The sequence below is a fragment of the Pseudomonas sp. GW821-FHT03E01 genome, assembly GCF_059420765.1.
In genome coordinates, this window is sequence record NZ_JBWKUI010000008.1 from 152182 (window position 1) to 173230 (window position 21049).

19 protein-coding genes are annotated in these 21049 nt (G+C 60.0%); 15 read left to right on the top strand and 4 right to left on the bottom strand.

Annotated elements, in window-relative coordinates; all coding sequences use genetic code 11:
- The first annotated feature begins 25 nt into the window (after positions 1 to 25).
- The 8 genes from lptF (at position 26) to pdxJ (ending at position 8581) form a co-directional block, all read left to right on the top strand.
- Positions 26 to 1144 (top strand): LPS export ABC transporter permease LptF, encoded by a 1119-nt coding sequence (lptF, locus tag AC07VO_RS15445; protein WP_064620163.1) that lies wholly within the window; start codon positions 26 to 28, stop codon positions 1142 to 1144.
- Positions 1137 to 2198: an LPS export ABC transporter permease LptG gene (gene lptG, locus AC07VO_RS15450; RefSeq protein ID WP_064620160.1), complete on the top strand. Its 1062-nt coding sequence runs from the start codon at positions 1137 to 1139 to the stop codon at positions 2196 to 2198. The genes lptF and lptG overlap by 8 nt, the downstream gene beginning before the upstream one ends.
- Before the next feature lie 237 nt (positions 2199 to 2435).
- Positions 2436 to 4235: a translation elongation factor 4 gene (gene lepA / locus AC07VO_RS15455; protein ID WP_018927092.1), complete on the top strand. Its 1800-nt coding sequence runs from the start codon at positions 2436 to 2438 to the stop codon at positions 4233 to 4235.
- A gap of 5 nt (positions 4236 to 4240) precedes the next feature.
- The gene (gene lepB, locus AC07VO_RS15460) at positions 4241 to 5095 is read left to right on the top strand and encodes a signal peptidase I (protein WP_018927091.1); all 855 of its coding nucleotides are present in this window, start codon (positions 4241 to 4243) and stop codon (positions 5093 to 5095) included.
- 184 nt (positions 5096 to 5279) lie between these two features.
- A complete protein-coding gene (gene rnc, locus AC07VO_RS15465; protein ID WP_018927089.1) occupies positions 5280 to 5969 on the top strand; it encodes a ribonuclease III in 690 nt (229 codons plus the stop codon).
- Complete coding sequence (gene era, locus AC07VO_RS15470; protein WP_018927088.1) at positions 5962 to 6864, top strand: GTPase Era; 903 nt, start codon at positions 5962 to 5964, stop codon at positions 6862 to 6864. The genes rnc and era overlap by 8 nt, the downstream gene beginning before the upstream one ends.
- Positions 6865 to 7094: 230 nt before the next feature.
- The gene (gene recO / locus AC07VO_RS15475; protein ID WP_018927087.1) at positions 7095 to 7784 is read left to right on the top strand and encodes a DNA repair protein RecO; all 690 of its coding nucleotides are present in this window, start codon (positions 7095 to 7097) and stop codon (positions 7782 to 7784) included.
- A 50-nt stretch (positions 7785 to 7834) separates the two neighbouring features.
- The gene (gene pdxJ / locus AC07VO_RS15480) at positions 7835 to 8581 is read left to right on the top strand and encodes a pyridoxine 5'-phosphate synthase (protein WP_007936221.1); all 747 of its coding nucleotides are present in this window, start codon (positions 7835 to 7837) and stop codon (positions 8579 to 8581) included.
- Between the two features lie 129 nt (positions 8582 to 8710).
- On the opposite strand, the gene mltF is transcribed toward pdxJ, so the two are convergent.
- On the bottom strand, positions 8711 to 10171 hold the full coding sequence (gene mltF, locus AC07VO_RS15485; protein ID WP_018927086.1) for a membrane-bound lytic murein transglycosylase MltF: 1461 nt from the start codon (positions 10169 to 10171) through the stop codon (positions 8711 to 8713).
- Between the two features lie 274 nt (positions 10172 to 10445).
- On the opposite strand from mltF, the gene purL reads away from it, so the two are divergent.
- The gene (gene purL, locus AC07VO_RS15490) at positions 10446 to 14342 is read left to right on the top strand and encodes a phosphoribosylformylglycinamidine synthase (RefSeq protein WP_018927085.1); all 3897 of its coding nucleotides are present in this window, start codon (positions 10446 to 10448) and stop codon (positions 14340 to 14342) included.
- A 19-nt stretch (positions 14343 to 14361) separates the two neighbouring features.
- Positions 14362 to 14673, top strand: coding sequence for a YqfO family protein (locus AC07VO_RS15495; RefSeq protein ID WP_018927084.1), 312 nt, complete (start codon positions 14362 to 14364; stop codon positions 14671 to 14673).
- 185 nt (positions 14674 to 14858) lie between these two features.
- On the opposite strand, the gene AC07VO_RS15500 is transcribed toward AC07VO_RS15495, so the two are convergent.
- On the bottom strand, positions 14859 to 15362 hold the full coding sequence (locus tag AC07VO_RS15500; protein WP_086944740.1) for a L,D-transpeptidase family protein: 504 nt from the start codon (positions 15360 to 15362) through the stop codon (positions 14859 to 14861).
- A 66-nt stretch (positions 15363 to 15428) separates the two neighbouring features.
- Positions 15429 to 15980 (bottom strand): NUDIX hydrolase, encoded by a 552-nt coding sequence (locus tag AC07VO_RS15505; protein WP_086944741.1) that lies wholly within the window; start codon positions 15978 to 15980, stop codon positions 15429 to 15431.
- Positions 15981 to 16126: 146 nt separating this feature from the next.
- On the opposite strand from AC07VO_RS15505, the gene AC07VO_RS15510 reads away from it, so the two are divergent.
- The 5 genes from AC07VO_RS15510 to purT all read left to right on the top strand — a co-directional run bounded on the left by AC07VO_RS15510 (position 16127) and on the right by purT (position 19492).
- Positions 16127 to 16726 (top strand): CoA pyrophosphatase, encoded by a 600-nt coding sequence (locus AC07VO_RS15510; protein WP_018927081.1) that lies wholly within the window; start codon positions 16127 to 16129, stop codon positions 16724 to 16726.
- A gap of 68 nt (positions 16727 to 16794) precedes the next feature.
- Complete coding sequence (locus tag AC07VO_RS15515; protein ID WP_007936184.1) at positions 16795 to 17319, top strand: gamma carbonic anhydrase family protein; 525 nt, start codon at positions 16795 to 16797, stop codon at positions 17317 to 17319.
- Positions 17316 to 17537 carry a DUF1289 domain-containing protein gene (locus tag AC07VO_RS15520; protein ID WP_018927080.1) on the top strand — a complete coding sequence of 74 codons (222 nt, stop codon included), beginning with the start codon at positions 17316 to 17318 and terminating at the stop codon, positions 17535 to 17537. The genes AC07VO_RS15515 and AC07VO_RS15520 overlap by 4 nt, the downstream gene beginning before the upstream one ends.
- Before the next feature lie 215 nt (positions 17538 to 17752).
- The gene (locus AC07VO_RS15525) at positions 17753 to 18220 is read left to right on the top strand and encodes a VUT family protein (RefSeq protein WP_018927079.1); all 468 of its coding nucleotides are present in this window, start codon (positions 17753 to 17755) and stop codon (positions 18218 to 18220) included.
- A gap of 90 nt (positions 18221 to 18310) precedes the next feature.
- Complete coding sequence (purT, locus tag AC07VO_RS15530) at positions 18311 to 19492, top strand: formate-dependent phosphoribosylglycinamide formyltransferase (RefSeq protein WP_018927078.1); 1182 nt, start codon at positions 18311 to 18313, stop codon at positions 19490 to 19492.
- Positions 19493 to 19605: 113 nt separating this feature from the next.
- On the opposite strand, the gene AC07VO_RS15535 is transcribed toward purT, so the two are convergent.
- Positions 19606 to 20922: an MFS transporter gene (locus tag AC07VO_RS15535; protein ID WP_086944743.1), complete on the bottom strand. Its 1317-nt coding sequence runs from the start codon at positions 20920 to 20922 to the stop codon at positions 19606 to 19608.
- Between the last annotated feature and the right edge of the window lie 127 nt (positions 20923 to 21049).

Below are 21049 nucleotides of genomic sequence, written 5' to 3' on the forward strand. Positions count from 1 at the left end.
GCCTGACAACCCTGGAGTGTCTGGTTTGATTGTCTTCCGTTATCTATCCCGCGAAGTCCTGTTGACCTTGAGCGCCGTCAGCGCCGTGCTGCTGGTCATCATCATGAGCGGACGCTTCATCAAATACCTCGCCCAGGCGGCCTCTGGGCTCCTGGATCCAGGTTCGCTGTTCCTGATCATGGGCTATCGCCTGCCGGGCTTCCTGCAGCTGATTCTGCCTTTGGGGCTGTTTCTCGGGATCTTGCTGGCCTACGGTCGTCTGTACCTCGAAAGCGAAATGACCGTGTTGTCTGCTACTGGCATGAGCCAGCAGCGTCTGTTCGCCATGACTCTTTTTCCGGCCACCCTGGTTGCCCTGATCGTGGCGTGGCTGAGCCTGAGCCTGGCACCGCAAGGTGCCAACCAGTTCCAGCTGCTGTTGAACAAGCAGGATGCACTGACCGAGTTCGACACCCTCGAGCCGGGTCGCTTCCAGGCCTTGCGCGACGGCACTCGGGTGACCTACACCGAGCAACTGTCGGATGACCGCATCAATCTGGGCGGCGTGTTCATTTCGCAAAAGAATGTCAGTTCCGACAACAAGGATCGGGGGATTTCCGTACTGGTAGCCGAGAAGGGCCATCAGGAAATCAGGCCCGATGGCAACCGTTACCTGATCCTCGACAACGGCTACCGCTACGACGGTAATCCGGGTCAGGCCGACTACCGCGCCATCAAGTACGACGAGTACGGCGTATTGCTGGCCAAGCCGGACGTCAGCGACGAAGTGACCGACCGCGATGCGATGACCACCAGTTCCTTGCTGAGCAGCGACGACATCCGCTCGCGTACCGAACTGCAATGGCGCCTGTCCCTGCCGTTGCTGGTCTTCATCGTGACCCTGATGGCGGTGCCGCTGTCGCGGGTCAACCCGCGCCAGGGCCGTTTCCTCAAGCTGCTGCCGGCGATTCTTCTTTATATGGCTTACCTGACCATCCTGATTGCCGCTCGCGGCGCCCTTGAAAAGGGCAAGATCCCGCCGGTGTTGGGCTTGTGGTGGGTGCATGCAATCTTCCTGGCCATCGGTCTTGGCTTGCTGTATTGGGAGTCGCTGAGCTTGAAGATGGCGAGTCGCCGCAGCGCGCTGGAGGTGGCCCGTGGATAAGCTCGATCGCTACATCGGTAGCAGCGTGTTCATCGCGATCCTGGCGGTGCTTGGGATCATTCTGGGCTTGGCAACGCTGTTCGCCTTCATCGATGAGATGAGCGACGTCAGCGATACCTACACGTTGATGGATGTACTGAGTTACGTGTTGCTGACCGCGCCGCGCCGCCTGTACGACATGTTGCCGATGGCGGCGCTGATCGGTTGCCTGATTGGCCTCGGCAGTCTGGCCAGTCACAGCGAGCTGACCATCATGCGTGCCGCCGGTGTGTCCATCGGTCGGATCGTCTGGGCCGTGATGAAGCCGATGCTGATCCTGATGGTGGTAGGGCTGGTAATTGGCGAGTACGTCGCACCGGCCACGGAAATCACCGCTCAAGCCAACCGCTCGCTGGCCCAGGGCAGTGGCGATGCGCAAAGCGCCAAGCACGGTTTGTGGCACCGTCAGGGTGATGAGTTCATTCACGTCAACTCCGTGCAACCCAACGGTCTGCTGTACGGCGTGACCCGTTATCGTTTTGACGATCAACGCCACATGCTGTCTTCGAGCTTCGCCAAACGTGCGGAATTCGATACCGATCACTGGCAACTGACAGATGTCACGACCACGCTGTTCCATGACAAAAGTACCGAAGTGGTGACTGCCCCTGTGGAGCGCTGGGAAATAGCCCTGAGCCCGCAACTGCTGAGTACCGTGGTGATGGCGCCCGAGTCGTTGTCGATTAGCGGTCTGTGGAATTACATCCACTACCTGGCTGACCAGGGCCTGAGCAACGGTCGTTACTGGCTGGCGTTTTGGGTAAAGGTGTTGCAGCCGCTGGTGACCGCTGCATTGGTGTTGATGGCGATTTCCTTCATCTTCGGTCCGCTGCGTTCGGTGACCCTCGGTCAGCGGGTCTTCACTGGTGTACTGGTGGGCTTCACCTTCCGTATCGTCCAGGATTTGCTCGGGCCTTCGAGCCTGGTGTTCGGCTTCTCGCCGCTGTTTGCGGTGCTGGTGCCGGCCGGTGTCTGCGCCCTGGCCGGGGTCTGGTTGCTGCGCCGGGCCGGTTGATTGTAGGAGCCGGCTTGCTGGCGATGGCATCGCTGCGGTCATCCAGACCCACCGCGGCGTCCCCATCGCCAGCAAGCCGGCTCCTACAAAAGTCGCCAAAAACGCCCCTGTCGCAAGACCGGGGCGTTTTTGTAGGCGCCGTCTGACCTGCAAACGTGACGCTTGCGCCGTGGATCAGGTACAATTCCCGGCTATTTTTCGGCGGGCTATGCCTGCAGCCTTTTTGAGTGTTGATCCGTGAGTGATTTGAGTCATATCCGCAATTTCTCCATCATCGCCCACATTGACCATGGCAAGTCGACGCTGGCCGATCGCTTCATCCAGATGTGCGGCGGCCTTGCCGAGCGCGAAATGGAAGCCCAGGTGCTGGATTCCATGGACCTGGAACGTGAACGCGGGATCACCATCAAGGCCCACAGCGTCACCCTGTATTACAAAGCCCGCGATGGCATTAACTACCAGCTGAACTTCATTGATACCCCGGGCCACGTCGACTTCACCTATGAAGTCAGCCGGTCGCTGGCGGCTTGTGAAGGGGCGTTGCTGGTGGTCGATGCCGGTCAGGGCGTCGAGGCGCAGTCGGTTGCCAACTGCTACACGGCGATCGAGCAGGGCCTGGAAGTCATGCCGGTGCTGAACAAGATCGACCTGCCACAGGCCGATCCGGAGCGCGTCAAGGAAGAAATCGAAAAAATCATCGGCATCGATGCCACCGACGCGGTCGAGTGCAGTGCCAAGACCGGCCTGGGCGTCGATGAAGTGCTCGAGCGTCTGGTTCACACCATTCCCGCGCCGACCGGCAACATCGAAGATCCGTTGCAAGCGTTGATCATCGACTCCTGGTTCGACAACTACCTTGGCGTTGTTTCCCTGGTTCGTGTGCGCCACGGTCGGGTGAAGAAGGGCGACAAGATTCTGGTCAAGTCCACCGGCAAGATCCACCTGGTGGACAGCGTCGGTGTATTCAACCCGAAGCACACCCCTACCGTCGACCTGAAGGCCGGTGAAGTAGGCTTCATCATCGCCAGCATCAAGGACATTCACGGTGCGCCAGTGGGCGATACCCTGACCTTGAGCTCGACGCCGGACGTCGATGTGCTGCCAGGCTTCAAACGCATTCAGCCGCAGGTGTACGCCGGCCTGTTCCCGGTCAGCTCCGACGACTTCGAAGACTTCCGCGAGGCGCTGCAAAAGCTCACCCTCAACGATTCGTCGCTGCAATACACACCGGAAAGCTCAGACGCACTGGGTTTCGGCTTCCGTTGCGGCTTCCTCGGCATGCTGCACATGGAAATCATCCAGGAGCGCCTGGAGCGCGAATACAACCTGGACCTGATTACCACGGCGCCGACGGTAATCTTCGAGCTGCTGCTCAAGACCGGCGAGACGATCTACGTCGATAACCCGTCCAAGCTGCCAGACCTGTCTGCCATCGAAGACATGCGCGAGCCAATCGTGCGCGCCAATATTCTTGTGCCGCAAGAGCACTTGGGTAACGTCATTACCCTGTGTATCGAAAAACGTGGCGTACAGGTCGATATGCTGTTCCTCGGCTCCCAGGTACAAGTGACCTACGACCTGCCGATGAACGAAGTGGTGCTGGACTTCTTTGATCGTTTGAAATCCACCAGTCGCGGCTATGCTTCTCTGGACTACCATTTCGATCGTTACCAATCGGCCAGCCTGGTGAAACTGGACGTGCTGATCAACGGCGACAAGGTCGACGCTCTGGCGCTGATCGTGCACCGTGACAACTCGCACTACAAAGGTCGCCAGTTGACCGAGAAGATGAAAGACCTGATTCCGCGGCAGATGTTCGACGTGGCAATCCAGGCCGCCATTGGCGGTCAGATTGTGGCGCGTACAACCGTCAAGGCACTCAGAAAGAACGTATTGGCCAAATGCTACGGTGGTGACGTCAGCCGTAAGAAAAAGCTGCTGGAAAAGCAAAAGGCCGGTAAAAAACGCATGAAGCAGGTCGGTAACGTGGAAATTCCACAAGAAGCCTTCCTTGCCGTGCTCAGGTTGGATAGTTAGGTCCTATGTCACTAAATTTCCCGCTGTTGCTGGTCATCGCCGTGTTCGTCTGCGGCCTGTTGGCGTTGCTCGATCTGCTGTTCCTGGCGCCACGGCGCCGGGCTGCCATCAACTCCTATCAGGGGAGCGTCAGCCAGGCTGACATGGTAGTGATCGAGAAACTGAACAAAGAGCCGCTGCTGGTCGAATACGGCAAGTCGTTCTTCCCGGTGTTGTTCATCGTGCTGGTGCTGCGTTCGTTCCTGGTGGAACCGTTCCAGATTCCTTCCGGCTCAATGAAGCCAACCCTGGATGTCGGTGACTTCATTCTGGTGAACAAGTTTTCTTACGGGATCCGCTTGCCGGTGATCGACAAGAAAGTCATCGAAGTCGGTGATCCGCAGCGCGGCGATGTGATGGTGTTCCGCTACCCGAGCGACCCGAACGTCAACTACATCAAGCGTGTAGTGGGCCTGCCGGGCGATCAGATTCGCTACACCGCCGACAAGCGCCTGTTCGTCAATGGTGAGTCGATTGCCGAACAACTGGTCGGCTCCGAGCCGGGCACGTTGGGTAGCGCTGAGCTCTACAAGGAAAAACTTGGCGCCGCCGAGCACCTGATCCGCAAGGAAATGAGCCGCTACCGCGCAACGCCGGACCATTCGTGGACCGTGCCGGCCGGGCACTACTTCATGATGGGCGACAACCGCGACAACTCGAACGACAGTCGCTACTGGGATGATCCGAGCATTCCCAAGGATCTGCTGGGCATGGTTCCCGACAAGAATATCGTCGGCAAGGCCTTCGCAGTCTGGATGAGCTGGCCGGAACCCAAACTCGGTCACCTGCCGAATTTCTCGCGGGTTGGTCTGATCAAGTAATCACACACGGCGCTGTTGAACACAGCGCCGAATGCATTTCTGGAGTCGGCACAATCGGCGACAGGAGCATGAAAACAACGATATTCAGGACGTTATTTTTGAACACAGCGTTAATTGTCCCAAGCCTGCGCCGCATCAAGGCCCTGGCGGTGGAATCCAACCACGAACTCAGCGTGGGTAAACCGTGAGCGTCTCCTTAAGCCGTCTCGAGCGTCAGCTCGGTTACACCTTCAAGGATCAGGAACTGATGGTCCTGGCCCTGACTCACCGCAGTTTTGCCGGGCGCAACAACGAACGCCTGGAATTCCTCGGCGATGCCATCCTCAATTTCGTCGCCGGCGAGGCGCTGTTCGATCGCTTCCCGCTGGCCCGTGAAGGCCAGTTGTCGCGTTTGCGCGCACGCCTGGTGAAAGGTGAGACCCTGGCCGTACTGGCTCGTGGCTTCGACCTGGGTGAATACCTGCGCCTGGGCTCCGGCGAATTGAAAAGCGGCGGTTTCCGTCGCGAGTCGATTCTGGCCGATGCCCTCGAAGCGCTGATCGGTGCGATCTACCTGGACGCCGGCATGGAGGTGGCGCGCGAACGCGTGCTGGCCTGGCTGGCCGGAGAGTTCGAAGGCCTGACGCTGGTCGACACCAACAAAGATCCGAAAACCCGCCTGCAGGAATTCCTGCAGTCCCGTGGTTGTGAGCTGCCGCGTTACGAAGTGGTGGATATCCAGGGTGAGCCGCATTGCCGGACGTTCTTCGTCGAATGTGAAATCATCTTACTGAATGAAAAAAGCCGAGGTCAGGGTGTGAGTCGTCGTATTGCCGAACAGGTAGCGGCCGCCGCAGCACTGATTGCCCTGGGTGTGGAGAATGGCAATGACTGATTCAACCGCAACTCGCTGTGGCTATGTTGCCATCGTCGGCCGTCCCAACGTGGGCAAGTCCACGCTGCTGAACCACATTCTGGGTCAGAAACTGGCGATCACCTCACGCAAGCCGCAGACCACCCGCCACAACATGCTGGGCATCAAGACCGAAGGCGACGTTCAGGCGATCTACGTCGACACCCCGGGTATGCACAAGGGCGGCGAAAAGGCCCTGAACCGTTACATGAACAAGACCGCTTCGGCGGCGTTGAAAGACGTCGACGTGGTGATCTTCGTGGTTGACCGTACCAAGTGGACCGACGAAGACCAGATGGTCCTCGAGCGCGTTCAGTACGTGACCGGTCCGCTGATCGTGGCGCTGAACAAGACCGACCGCATCGAAGACAAATCCGAGCTGATGCCGCACCTGACCTGGTTGCAGGAACAGCTGCCGAACGCGCAGATCATGCCGATCTCGGCCCAGCACGGGCACAACCTTGACACGCTGGAGCGAGTGATCGCCGAGCACCTGCCGGAAAACGATCACTTCTTCCCGGAAGATCAGATCACCGACCGCAGCAGCCGCTTCCTTGCGGCTGAACTGGTACGCGAAAAAATCATGCGTCAGATGGGCGCCGAGCTGCCGTACCAGATCACCGTGGAAATCGAAGAGTTCAAGCAGCAGGGCAAAACCCTGCACATTCACGCTTTGATCCTCGTTGAACGTGACGGTCAGAAGAAAATCATCATTGGCGACAAGGGCGAGCGCATCAAGCGCATCGGCACCGAAGCGCGCAAGGACATGGAGCTGCTGTTCGACTCCAAGATCATGCTCAATCTGTGGGTCAAGGTGAAAGGTGGCTGGTCTGACGACGAGCGCGCCTTGCGTTCGCTGGGTTACGGCGACCTGTAAATCGTCAAGCAGCACATCGATTCAATTGTAGGAGCGAGCTTTTGTGGCGAGGGAGCTTGCTCCCGTTCGGCCGATCCGCGCCCGGGCGAAGCAGTCGTAAATCCTGGCATCGCGGTTTTACCTGAAACACTGAGGTGCATGGTTTTGGGGCCGCTTCGCAGTCCAGCGGGACGGTGCGGCGTTCCGACAAGCTCCCTCGCCACAGTGGATCTCCAGAGATTCGGAAACTGATGTCATCCAGCCCGCCCATCGGCCAACCCGCCTACGTGCTCCATTCCCGCGCCTACCGCGAAAGCAGTGCGCTGGTGGATTTCCTCACGCCGCAAGGTCGGCTGCGGGCGGTGTTGCGCAGTGCGCGGGGCAAGGCCGGGACGTTGGCGCGGCCGTTCGTGCCGCTGGAAGTCGAGTTCCGTGGCCGGGGCGAACTGAAGAATGTCGGCCGCATGGAAAGCGCCGGCGTTTCCACCTGGCTCAATGGCGAAGCGCTGTTCAGTGGTCTCTACCTCAACGAATTGCTGATCCGCTTGCTGCCCGCCGAAGATCCTCATCCCGCGGTTTTCGATCACTACGCCGCGACCTTGCTTGCCCTGGCCGAAGGTCGACCACTGGAACCATTGCTGCGCTCCTTCGAATGGCGACTGCTCGATGATCTCGGTTATGGCTTCGCGCTGAATACCGACATCCATGGCGACCCCATTGCGCCGGACGGTCTCTACCGCTTGCAGGTGGATGCGGGTCTTGAGCGGGTTTACTTGTTGCAACCAGGCCTGTTCAACGGTACCGAACTGCTGGCCATGGCCGATGCCGACTGGTCCGCGCCCGGTGCGCTGTCCGCCGCCAAGCGCTTGATGCGTCAGGCGTTGGCCGTTCACTTGGGGGGGCGTCCATTGGTTAGTCGTGAGTTGTTTCGAAAGCCGTAGTCTCCCCGTATGCTGTGCACCGAACTTCCCCCTTCTTCAGGAGCGCTTCCGTGACCACCAGCAATCGCATTCTTCTTGGCGTGAACATCGACCACGTTGCCACCCTGCGTCAGGCCCGGGGTACTCGTTACCCGGATCCGGTCAAGGCAGCGCTGGACGCGGAGGAGGCGGGCGCTGACGGCATCACCGTGCATCTGCGTGAAGACCGCCGGCACATTCAGGAGCGCGATGTCCTGCTGCTCAAGGACGTGCTGCAAACCCGCATGAATTTCGAAATGGGCGTCACCGAAGAAATGATGGCGTTCGCCGAGCGTATCCGCCCGGCGCACGTTTGCCTGGTGCCGGAAACCCGTCAGGAACTGACCACTGAAGGCGGTCTGGACGTAGCGGGGCAGGAAGCGCGGATCAAGGCGGCGGTGGATCGCCTGGCGAAGATTGGCTGCGAAGTGTCGCTGTTCATCGACGCTGACGAGCGGCAGATTGAGGCGTCCCGTCGTGTGGGCGCGCCGGCCATTGAATTGCACACCGGGCGTTACGCGGACGCCGAGACGCCAACCGAAGTTGCTGAAGAGCTCAAGCGTGTGGCCGATGGCGTGGCATTCGGTCTGGCCCAAGGCCTGATCGTCAACGCCGGCCATGGTTTGCACTATCACAACGTCGAGGCTGTTGCGGCAATCAAGGGCATCAACGAACTGAATATCGGCCATGCGCTGGTGGCCCATGCGTTGTTCGTCGGGTTCAAGTCGGCAGTGTCGGAGATGAAGGCGCTGATTCTGGCTGCTGCACTAAAGGGTTGAGATCGGCGGTGCTGCCTTCGCGGGCAAGCCTCGCTCCTACAGTTTCGTGTCGATACGCAATTGTGTGTTCGACGCAAACCTGTAGGAGCGGTGCTTGCCCGCGAAGGCGTCATCGGAGACAACAATAATTTAAAGCGGTGGGGTTTCCTGGCTCGGCTTGGTCTTGTCGACCCCCGGCACATGCAGGTTGCCCTCGGCGACCTGGGTGCCTTCGAGCTGCGGCTGCGTGACCCACGTCAGGATGTCGTAGTAGCGACGGATGTTCGCCACGAAATGCACCGGTTCGCCGCCACGGGCGTAGCCATAACGAGTCTTGCTGTACCACTGCTTCTGCGAAAGGCGGGGCAGTATTTTCTTCACGTCCAGCCATTTGTCCGGATTCAACCCTTCCTTGGCTGCCAGTTTTCGCGCGTCATCCAGGTGACCGCTGCCCACGTTGTAGGCGGCCAGCGCGAACCACGTACGATCCGGCTCCTGGATCGACTCGTCCAGTTGATCCTTCATGTAGACCAGGTATTTCGCGCCGCCCATGATGCTCTGCTTGGGGTCTAGGCGATTGGAAACGCCCATGGCTTGCGCCGTGTTCTGCGTCAGCATCATCAATCCGCGCACGCCGGTCTTGGACGTGACCGCCGCTTGCCACAGCGATTCCTGATAACCGATTGCCGCCAGCAGGCGCCAGTCGACTTTTTCTTTCTTGGCGGACGCCTTGAAGTGCTGTTCGTATTTGGGCAGTCGTTGCTGCAAGTGCTGGGCGAAGGTGGTGGCGCCCATGTAGCCGAGTACGTCGACATGCCCGTAGTAGCGGTCTTTGAGGCGTTGCAGGGTGCCGTTTTGCTTTACTTTGTCGAGGTAGGTGTTGATTTCGTTGAGCAGGCTGTTGTCATCGCCGGCGGCCACGGCCCAGCTCTGGTTGCTGGCATCACCGAGGTCGAAGGCGACCCGCACGTTGGGGAAGTAGACCTGGTTCATCGCCACTTCGTTGGAGTCGACCAGGGTCAGGTCGATTTGACCTTCGTCGACCATACGCAGCAGGTCGACGACTTCAACTGCGTCGGACTCTTCGTATTCAATGCCGGGATATTTCTTTTTCAGCTCTGCCAATTGCTCGGCGTGGGTGCTGCCCTTGAGCACGATGATCTTCTTGCCGACCAGATCGCCTGCGTCGGTCGGCCGCGACTGGCCGTTGCGATAGATGATCTGCGGGGTGACTTCGAGGTAGGAATGGGAAAACCGCACCTGCTTTTTGCGGTCCTCGCTGCTGACCAGGCCGGCAGCGGCCAGCACCGGGCCATTTGGCTTGCCCACCTGATTGAACAGGTCGTCGAGATTGTCGGCGGTTTCGATCTTGAGTTCGACCCCCAGATCGTCGGCGAAGCGCTTCACCAGCTCGTATTCGAAGCCGGTTTCACCATTGCGATCCTGAAAGTAGGTGGCGGGGCTGTTCCGGGTAACCACCCGCAGCACGCCATCCTCCTTTACGCGCTCCAGCGTGTTGGGTTTATCAACACAGCCACTGAGCATCAGGAAGAGTCCGGTTGCGATCAGCCATTTGGCGTACCGCGGACGCAAAGCCGTTGGGAAAAACATCTGCGCAGTATACGCAAAGGACCACGAGCGCCATATCTCGACAGAGAAGGGCTTGTCTGCTAGGGCTTCAAAAACCCGCTTGGAGCCCGCAGGAATGGGCCCGAACAGCATTTTATGACAGAAAAAATAACCCCCGGCGCGCACCTGTTCAGGGCCCGAATACCCGGCCCGACGTTCGGGTGCAACCGCGTGTACCGTTTCGGGTGATGTCGCGGGCGGTTTAGGCTAGAATGCACGGCCTCAAAGCACACCCCTTCCCGAGGCTGTCCCGAAGATGTTGATCCTGCGCGGCGCTCCTGCCCTTTCTGCCTTTCGCCACAGCAAACTCCTTGAGCAACTGAGCCAGAAGGTTCCAGCTGTCAGCGGCTTGTATGCTGAATTCGCTCACTTCGCCGAAGTTACCGGCGTCCTGACCGGCGACGAACAGCAGGTGCTCGCGCGCCTTCTGAAGTACGGCCCTAGCGTTCCGGTACAAGAGCCCACTGGTCGTCTGTTCCTGGTATTGCCGCGTTTCGGCACCATTTCGCCGTGGTCCAGTAAAGCCAGCGATATCGCTCGCAACTGCGGCCTGACCAAGATCCAGCGCCTGGAACGCGGCATCGCGTTCTATGTCGCCGGCCAGTTCAGCGACGCCGAAGCGCAGCTGATCGCAGACGCGCTGCACGACCGCATGACCCAGATTGTGCTGGGCAACCTCGAACAAGCCTCCGGCCTGTTCAGCCACGCCGAACCCAAGCCCCTGACCGCGATCGACGTGCTGGGTGGCGGCCGCGCCGCGCTGGAAAAAGCCAACACCGAGCTGGGCCTGGCCCTGGCCGAAGACGAAATCGACTACCTGGTCAACGCCTTCCTTGGTTTGAAGCGCAACCCGCACGACATCGAACTGATGATGTTCGCCCAGGCGAACTCCGAGCACTGCCGTCACAAGATCTTCAACGCCAGTTGGGACATCGACGGTCAGAGCCAGGAAAAAAGCCTGTTCGGCATGATCAAGAACACCTACCAGATGCACAGCGAAGGTGTTCTGTCGGCTTATAAGGACAACGCATCGGTGATCGTCGGTTCCGTGGCCGGTCGTTTCTTCCCGGACCCTGAAACCCGCCAGTACGGCGCGGTGCAGGAACCGGTGCACATCCTGATGAAAGTCGAAACGCACAACCACCCGACTGCGATTGCCCCGTTCCCGGGCGCATCCACCGGTAGTGGCGGCGAGATTCGCGACGAAGGCGCCACCGGTCGCGGCGCCAAGCCAAAGGCTGGCTTGACCGGTTTCACCGTGTCGAACCTGCAGATCCCGGGCTTCGAACAGCCGTGGGAAGTGCCGTATGGCAAACCCGAGCGCATCGTTACCGCGCTGGACATCATGATCGAAGGCCCGTTGGGCGGCGCTGCATTCAACAATGAATTCGGCCGTCCGGCGCTGACCGGTTACTTCCGTACCTTCGAACAGTCGATCACCACCCCTCATGGTGACGAAGTTCGCGGTTACCACAAGCCGATCATGCTGGCTGGCGGCATGGGCAACATCCGTGAAGAACACGTCAAGAAAGGCGAAATCGTCGTTGGCTCCAAGCTGATCGTGCTTGGCGGCCCGGCGATGCTGATCGGTCTGGGTGGCGGCGCGGCTTCCTCCATGGCCACCGGCACCAGCTCGGCAGACCTGGACTTCGCTTCCGTACAACGTGAAAACCCCGAGATGGAGCGTCGTTGCCAGGAAGTCATCGACCGTTGCTGGCAACTGGGCGACAAAAACCCGATCAGCTTCATCCACGACGTCGGCGCGGGCGGTCTGTCCAACGCCTTCCCGGAACTGGTCAACGATGGCGACCGTGGTGGCCGTTTCGAACTGCGCAACATTCCAAACGACGAGCCGGGCATGGCCCCGCACGAAATCTGGAGTAACGAATCCCAGGAACGCTACGTTCTGGCAGTCGGCCCGGCGGACTTCGAACGCTTCAAGGCGATCTGCGAGCGTGAGCGTTGCCCATTCGCGGTAGTCGGCGAAGCCACTGCCGAGCCGCAACTGACCGTGACCGACAGCCACTTCGGCAACAGCCCGGTGGACATGCCGCTCGAAGTGCTGCTGGGCAAAGCCCCGCGCATGCACCGTTCGGTGGTTCGTGAAAACGAGCTGGGCGACGATTTCGATCCGTCGACCCTCGACATCGCCAACTGCGTCGAGCGCGTCCTGCATCACCCGGCCGTGGCCAGCAAGAGCTTCCTGATCACCATCGGCGACCGCACCATCACCGGCCTCGTGGCCCGTGACCAGATGGTTGGCCCGTGGCAGGTTCCGGTGGCCGACGTTGCCGTTACCGCCACCAGCTTCGACGTTTATACCGGTGAAGCCATGGCCATGGGCGAGCGCACTCCGCTGGCCCTGCTGGACGCTCCGGCGTCGGGCCGCATGGCCATCGGCGAAACCCTGACCAACATCGCCGCCTCGCGCATCGCCAAGATCTCCGACATCAAACTGTCGGCGAACTGGATGTCCGCTGCCGGTCACCCAGGTGAAGACGCACGTCTGTATGACACCGTGAAAGCGGTCGGCATGGAACTGTGCCCTGAGCTGGGCATCACCATCCCGGTGGGCAAGGACTCCATGTCCATGGCCACTCGCTGGAACGACGAAGGTGTCGATAAGGCTGTCACTTCGCCGATGTCGCTGATCGTGACCGGTTTCGCGCCAGTGGCTGACATCCGTCAGACCCTGACCCCGCAACTGCGCATGGACAAGGGCACAACCGACCTGATCCTGATCGACCTCGGTCGCGGCCAGAACCGCATGGGTGCCTCGATCCTCGCTCAGGTTCACGGCAAGCTCGGCAAACAGGCACCGGACGTCGATGACGCCGAAGACCTGAAAGCCTTCTTCGCCGTGATCCAGGGCCTCAACGCCGACGGTCACCTGCTGGCTTACCACGACCGTTCCGACGGTGGTCTGCTGACCAGCGTGGTGGAAATGGCGTTTGCCGGCCACTGCGGCCTGAGCCTGAACCTCGACGGTCTGGCAGAGACTTCCGCCGATATCGCCGCGATCCTGTTCAACGAAGAACTGGGCGCTGTGATCCAGGTTCGCCAGGACGCCACCGCGGATATCCTCGCGCAGTTCAGCGCTGCTGGCCTGGGCGACTGCGTATCGGTGATCGGTCAGCCGATGAACAACGGCGAGATCAGCATCACGTTCAACGGCGATACCGTATTCGAAGGTCAGCGTCGTCTGCTGCAACGTCAGTGGGCTGAAACCAGCTACCAGATCCAGCGTCTGCGTGATAACGCCGACTGCGCCGAACAAGAGTTCGACGTGCTGCTGGAAGAAGACAACCCGGGCCTGAGCGTCAAGCTCAGCTATGACGTCAACCAGGACGTCGCCGCGCCTTACATCAAGAAAGGCATTCGCCCACAGGTTGCCGTGCTGCGTGAGCAGGGCGTCAACGGTCAGGTGGAAATGGCGGCCGCGTTCGACCGTGCCGGTTTCAACGCGATCGACGTGCACATGAGCGACATCCTGGCTGGCCGTGTCGACCTGAACGACTTCAAGGGCATGGTCGCTTGCGGCGGTTTCTCCTACGGCGACGTACTGGGGGCCGGCGAAGGCTGGGCCAAGTCCGCGCTGTTCAACAGTCGCGCTCGCGATGCCTTCCAGGGCTTCTTCGAACGTACCGACAGCTTCACCCTCGGCGTGTGCAACGGTTGCCAGATGATGTCCAACCTGCACGAGCTGATCCCGGGCAGCGAGTTCTGGCCGCACTTCGTGCGCAACCGTTCCGAGCAGTTCGAAGCCCGCGTGGCCATGGTTCAGATCCAGGAGTCGAACTCGATCTTCCTGCAGGGCATGGCCGGTTCGCGCATGCCGATCGCCATCGCCCACGGTGAAGGCCATGCCGAATTCGCCAGCGAAGAAGCGTTGCTGCAAGCCGATCTGTCGGGTTGCGTGGCGATGCGTTTCGTCGACAACCACGGCAAGGTCACCGAGAAATACCCGGCCAACCCGAACGGCTCGCCGCGCGGTATCACCGGTTTGACCAGCCGCGACGGTCGCGTGACCATCATGATGCCGCACCCGGAGCGTGTGTTCCGCGCGGTGCAGAACTCGTGGCGTTCGGAAGACTGGAACGAAGACGCACCTTGGATGCGTATGTTCCGTAACGCTCGCGTCTGGGTGAACTAAGAGCGGGGAGCTGATTGCCGTGTACAAGCTCTGCTTTTTTGTTCCGGCCAGTCATGTTGAAGTGGTCAAAAGCGCTGTATTCGCCGCCGGTGGCGGGCGGATCGGGGCTTATGACCACTGTGCGTGGCAGGTGTTTGGCTTGGGTCAGTTTCGTCCGCTGGAGGGCAGTCAGCCGTTCATTGGCGAGGCTGGGCAGGTCGAGCAGGTTGAGGAATGGAAGGTTGAGCTTGTGGTCAGCGATGAGTTGATCCGGGCGGTGGTGGTGGCTCTGAAAGAGAGTCATCCCTATGAGACGCCGGCTTACGAGGTATGGCGGTTAGAGGATTTTTGATTCTCTGGCCGCTGCAATGAGAAACCCGCTGATTCTTCAGCGGGTTTTTTATTGCTCGGGATTTAACCTCTGACCTGATCCGTGATCTTCTGATCTATTTTTTCGAAGCCGACCGAAGGTAGCAGCCAGAACACACTTGATCATTCCCACGCTCTGCGTGGGAATGATCATTATGGGGGGGGAAGTTACGGGCGGATTTCGATCATCGTGCCGTCCGGTACCAGACCCCAGACTTCACGCATGTCCATGTTGCGCATGGCGATGCAGCCATCGGTCCAGTCCAGCGTGTGGAACAGGTTTTCCGGGTTCTCTTCGGTGTCTGGAGTACCGTGGATCATGATCATGCCGCCAGGCTCGACGCCTTCGCGCCGGGCGCGGGCGGAGTCGCTGATGTTGGGGTAGGAGATGTGCATCGCCAGGTTGAAACGTTCGCTGGTCTTGCGCCAGTCCAGCCAGTAAAGGCCTTCGGGGGTGCGTTTATCACCTTCCATCAGTTTTGGGCCGATGGGGCGTTTGCCCAGGGAAATGCGATAGGTCTTGAACGGCTTGCCGTCGTTGATCAACTGCAACTGATGGGCAGATTTTAGGACCAGAACTTTTTCGATGACTTTGCCGTCCGGGGCGGCCGCGACGGAAGCCTGGGAGACTGCGACGAACGATAAGCAAAACAGGGCAAGCAACCAGCGCATTGAAACGATATCCCTAAGAGGTGTCGCGACTATTTTATTTATAGATGGTTTTTTACTAACAAGTGCTTAGATGATGGCAGGCTGAGCGAGTGGCGGGATCGATTCGGACCGCACGGGGTAGACCTCGGTCCGCCGGTCAGCGAAGAAGCATTCTAATGTACGGCCGACCGTGCGGAAAGCCAGTTCGCCCCAAGGAATGTCGGCCTCTTCGAACAGCTGCACTTCCAGGCTCTCGGGGCCTGCGCGAAAATCCAGATCCACAAGCTCGGCGCGAAAGAACACATGCACCTGACTGATGTGCGGCACATCGATCAGCGTATAGATGCTCAGGTTGCGTACCCGGGCGCAAGCTTCTTCGGCGGTCTCGCGAATGGCGGCCTGTTCGATGGTCTCACCGTTTTCCATGAAACCGGCGGGCAGGGTCCAATAACCGAGCCGTGGCTCGATGGCGCGACGGCACAGCAATACCTTCGAACCCCAGGTCGGCACGCAACCGGCGACGATATTGGGGTTCTGGTAATGAATGGTATGACAGCTGTCGCAGACAAAACGCAGGCGCGAATCGCCTTCGGGAATGCGCTGGGTTACCGGGTTGCCGCATTGACTGCAATATTTCATGCTTGGGTTCCTGAATGCTGCGCCTATCTTGGCGTGCAGCGGTGTCGGTCGGCAAGTTGTCGTTTCGCGACATGAGGCTTTTCGGGGGTTGGGCGGCCGGTGCGATTGGTGCATGATGCAGGGTAAGGCACAGATCGAGAAGACTCATGCTGGACGAGCTACTGCACCGGGTAAGCAATCACACACCGCGTACGCTGGAAACCGACCGACGTTTCCCCGAAGCCGCGGTATTGGTGCCCATCACGCGCAGTGACGAACCTGAACTGGTCCTGACCCTTCGCGCCAGCGGGCTCTCGACCCATGGCGGTGAAGTCGCTTTTCCCGGCGGTCGACGCGACCCTGAAGACCCTGATCTGATCTTTACCGCTCTGCGCGAGGCCGAAGAAGAAATCGGCCTGCCGCCGGGGCTGGTCGAAGTGATCGGCCCACTGAGCCCGCTGATCTCCCTGCACGGCATCAAGGTCACGCCCTATGTCGGCGTGATTCCGGATTTCGTCGAATACCTGGCCAACGATGCCGAGATCGCCGCAGTGTTCAGCGTGCCTCTGGAATTCTTCCGCAAGGACCCGCGCGAGCACACCCACCGCATCGACTATCAGGGCCACAGTTGGTATGTGCCGAGCTATCGTTATGGCGAGTACAAGATCTGGGGGTTGACGGCGATCATGATCGTCGAGTTGATCAACCTGCTCTATGACGCGAAAATCAGCCTGCATCAACCGCCCAAGAGTTTTATCAACACCTGAAGCCATCGCTCGTATGGCGTGAATCCTGCTTTTCGCTAGTGAGCCAGCCTGGTCGTGAGGACAACAAGATGAAATACCGCCTGGGCGACGCCCGCGTCGAGACCCACCCGCAGAGCTGGGTCGCACCCAATGCCGTGCTGGTGGGCAAGGTCAAACTGGAAGAGGGCGCCAACGTCTGGTTCAACGCCGTGTTGCGTGGCGACAACGAATTGATCCTGATCGGCAAGAACAGCAACGTGCAGGACGGCACCGTGATGCACACCGACATGGGCTATCCGCTGACCATCGGTACCGGCGTGACCATCGGTCACAATGCCATGCTCCACGGCTGCACGGTGGGCGATTACAGTCTGATCGGCATCAACGCAGTGATCCTCAACGGCGCGAAAATCGGCAAGAACTGCATCATCGGCGCCAACTCGCTGATCGGTGAAGGCAAGGAAATTCCGGACGGCTCGCTGGTAATGGGCTCGCCGGGCAAGGTGGTACGCGAACTGACCGAGCCGCAGAAGAAGATGCTCGAAGCCAGCGCCGCGCACTATGTGCACAACTCGCAGCGTTATGCCCGCGATCTGGTCGAGCAGGAACAATGAGCACACCTGAACGTGAGCGACCGGTCCCGTCGCCGTGCGTGAACATTTGTGCGCTGGATGAGGATGACATTTGCACCGGGTGTCAACGCACGGTGGAAGAGATCACCCGCTGGAGCCGGATGGACAACGAGGAGCGGCGCAAGGTGCTGGGGTTGTGTCATGAGCGGGCGAAGTCGAGTGGGCTGATCTGGATGTTGCCTTCCAAATCCGATTCCTGATTTTTTGTGGTAGCGCGGCTTTTGTGGCGAGGGGGCTTGCCCCCGTTGCGTTGCGAAGCGGCGCTAAACCTGCGACTTCATTCTTTCAGGCGTACGGCGTTTGCTGATTTCACGACTGCTGCGCAGCCGAACGGGGGCAAGCCCCCTCGCCACAGGTTATCTGTGCGCTGAAGATGAAGTACCCTGTGCACAAAATTGACAGGTATCTCCCGTCCATGCTCTTCCTGATCGCCTACATCAGCAGCGTCGTGCTGATCAATTACGCCTTTTCCACCGCCCCGCACCTGGACATCATCTGGTCGGCCTGGGGTGGCCTGGTGTTCGTGCTGCGCGACATGGTGCAAACCCGCTTCGGCCATGGCGCGATCGCGGCGATGCTGGTGGCGCTGGGGCTGTCTTACGTTACCTCCGATCCCTCAATTGCTCTCGCCAGTGCCACGGCGTTCGCCGTGTCCGAGTGCATCGACTGGCTGGTGTTCAGCCTCACCAAGCGCCCGTTGCACGATCGCCTGTGGATAAGTTCGGCCCTGAGCATCCCGCTGGACACCTTCATCTTCTTCGGCATGATCGATGCGCTCACACCGGGCGTGATCTTCACTGCGCTGGGTTCGAAGTTCGCGGGCGTCACCGTGGTCTGGTTGGCCATGGCATGGCGCCTGCGTAAACAGGCTGTCGTCAGCTGAAGCCAAACCCTCAGGTTCATGTAAAATGCCGCGCTTTCTCCCCATGGGAAGCGCGCTTCCCTCGATGATCCGCTCCTTTGAGGACCTGAGATGACCCGTATCGGAACTCCATTGTCGCCAACCGCCACCCGCGTATTGATGTGTGGCTGTGGTGAGTTGGGCAAGGAAGTGGTGATCGAGCTGCAACGCCTGGGCGTTGAAGTGATTGCCGTGGATCGCTACGCCAATGCGCCGGCCATGCAAGTCGCCCATCGCAGCCATGTGATCAATATGCTCGACGGTGCCGCCCTGCGTGCGGTGATCGAAGCCGAGAAACCGCACTTCATCGTGCCGGAAATCGAAGCCATCGCCACCGCGACCCTGGTGGAGCTGGAGTCCGAAGGCTTCACCGTGATCCCGACTGCCCGCGCCGCACAGTTGACCATGAACCGCGAAGGCATCCGTCGCCTGGCCGCTGAAGAGCTGGACCTGCCGACATCGCCGTACCACTTCGCCGACACCTTCGAGGACTACCGTAAGGCAGTCGAAGACCTGGGCTTCCCGTGCGTGGTCAAACCGGTCATGAGTTCCTCGGGCAAGGGCCAGAGCCTGCTGCGCAGCGTCGATGACGTGCAGAAAGCCTGGGATTACGCTCAAGAAGGCGGCCGCGCCGGTAAAGGTCGCGTGATCATCGAAGGCTTCATCGACTTCGACTACGAAATCACTCTGCTGACTGTGCGTCACGTCGGCGGCACTACGTTCTGTGCGCCTGTCGGTCACCGTCAGGAGAAGGGCGACTACCAGGAATCCTGGCAGCCACAAGCCATGAGCCCGGTTGCTTTGGCCGAATCCGAGCGCGTCGCCAAAGCGGTCACCGAAGCCTTGGGCGGTCGTGGCCTGTTTGGCGTCGAGTTGTTCATCAAGGGTGATCAGGTGTGGTTCAGCGAAGTCTCGCCGCGCCCGCATGACACCGGTCTGGTGACCCTGATTTCCCAGGACCTGTCGCAGTTCGCACTGCACGCACGGGCGATCCTGGGCCTGCCGATTCCACTGATCCGTCAGTTCGGCCCATCGGCGTCGGCGGTGATTCTGGTGGAAGGGCAGTCGACTCAGACCGCTTTCGCCAACCTGGGTGCAGCGTTGAGCGAGCCGGATACTGCGTTGCGTCTGTTCGGCAAGCCTGAAGTCAATGGCCAGCGGCGGATGGGGGTTGCGTTGGCTCGCGACGAGTCTATCGAAGCTGCTCGTGCAAAAGCGACCCGTGCTGCTCAGGCTGTTGTAGTCGAGCTGTAAACCGAGGCGCGGCATTCGCGGGCAAGCCTCGCTCCTACAGGGATCACGTCAAGACGCAAGTGCGTTCGACAAATGACCCGTAGGAGCGAGGCTTGCCCGCGAAGCTTTTGGCTTCAGGCAACCCGATTCAAATCGTTATTGCGTGTCTCCTTCAGGCACAGCACTGCGATCAAGCTCAGTACTGCCGCCCCCGACACATACCCGCCGACATAACTCAAGCCACCCATCGCCACCAGTTTCTGCGCAAAGAACGGTGCCGCCGAGGCACCGACAATACCGCCCAGGTTGTAAGCCGCCGATGCGCCGGTATGGCGCACGTGGGTCGGAAACAGCTCCGGCAGCAGCGCGCCCATCGGCGCAAACGTCACGCCCATCAGAAACAGTTCTATGCACAGGAACAACGCCACGCCCCAGGTCGAGCCATGGGTCAGCAGCGGTTCCATCAAGAATCCGGACAGAATCGCCAGCACGCCGCCGATGATCAGCACCGGCTTACGCCCGAAACGGTCGCTGGCCCAGGCCGACAGCGGTGTTGCGGCCGCCATGAACAGCACCGCGAAACACAGCAGGGCGAGAAAGGTTTCCCGGGTGTAGCCAAGCGTCGACACACCGTAACTCAGCGAAAACACTGTCGAGATGTAAAACAGTGCATAGCACACCACCATCGACCCGGCGCCCAGCAGCATCGGTGCCCAGTATTGGCTGAACAGCTCGACCAGCGGAATCTTCACCCGCTCCTGGCGAGCCACGGCGTTGGCGAACACCGGGGTTTCGTGGAGCTTGAGGCGTACGTACAAGCCGACCATCACCAGCGCGGCACTGAGCAGGAACGGAATCCGCCAGCCCCACGAACGGAATTGCTCGTCGTTCAGGCTCATGGCCAGGGTCAGGAACAGGCCGTTGGCCGCCAGAAATCCGATCGATGGGCCGAGTTGCGGAAACATGCCGAACCAGGCGCGCTTGCCTTTGGGTGCGTTCTCCGTGGCCAGCAATGCGGCGCCGCCCCATTCGCCGCCCAGTCCCAGGCCTTGGCCGAAGCGCAGCACGCAAAGCAGGATCGGCGCCCAGGCGCCAATACTGTCGTAACCCGGCAGTACGCCGATCAGCGTGGTGCACACGCCCATCAGCAGCAAGGACGCAACCAGTGTCGATTTGCGTCCGATGCGGTCACCAAAATGGCCGAACAACGCCGAACCCAGCGGCCGCGCAAGGAAAGCGATGCCGAAGGTGAGGAATGCCGACAGCATCTGCGCGGTGCCGGAGGTTTGTGGAAAGAACACCGGGCCGATCACCAATGCTGCGGCGGTGGCATAGACGTAGAAGTCGTAGAACTCGATGGCCGTGCCGATGAAACTCGCGGTAGCCACGCGGGTGGCGGAGTTCGTCGGTTGGGCAGGCGCGGTGTCGCTGAACGTTGTGCTGGTCGTCATGTCGTTATCCCTGACAGTCATGTGCCCCAGTGGAGCGAATTATTATGGTCGAATACCCAGGGATGTGGGTTGAGGATCGGTCGCTGTTCAAGGTAGGAACAGTCGCCGCAGTGGTACGGATGGTGTC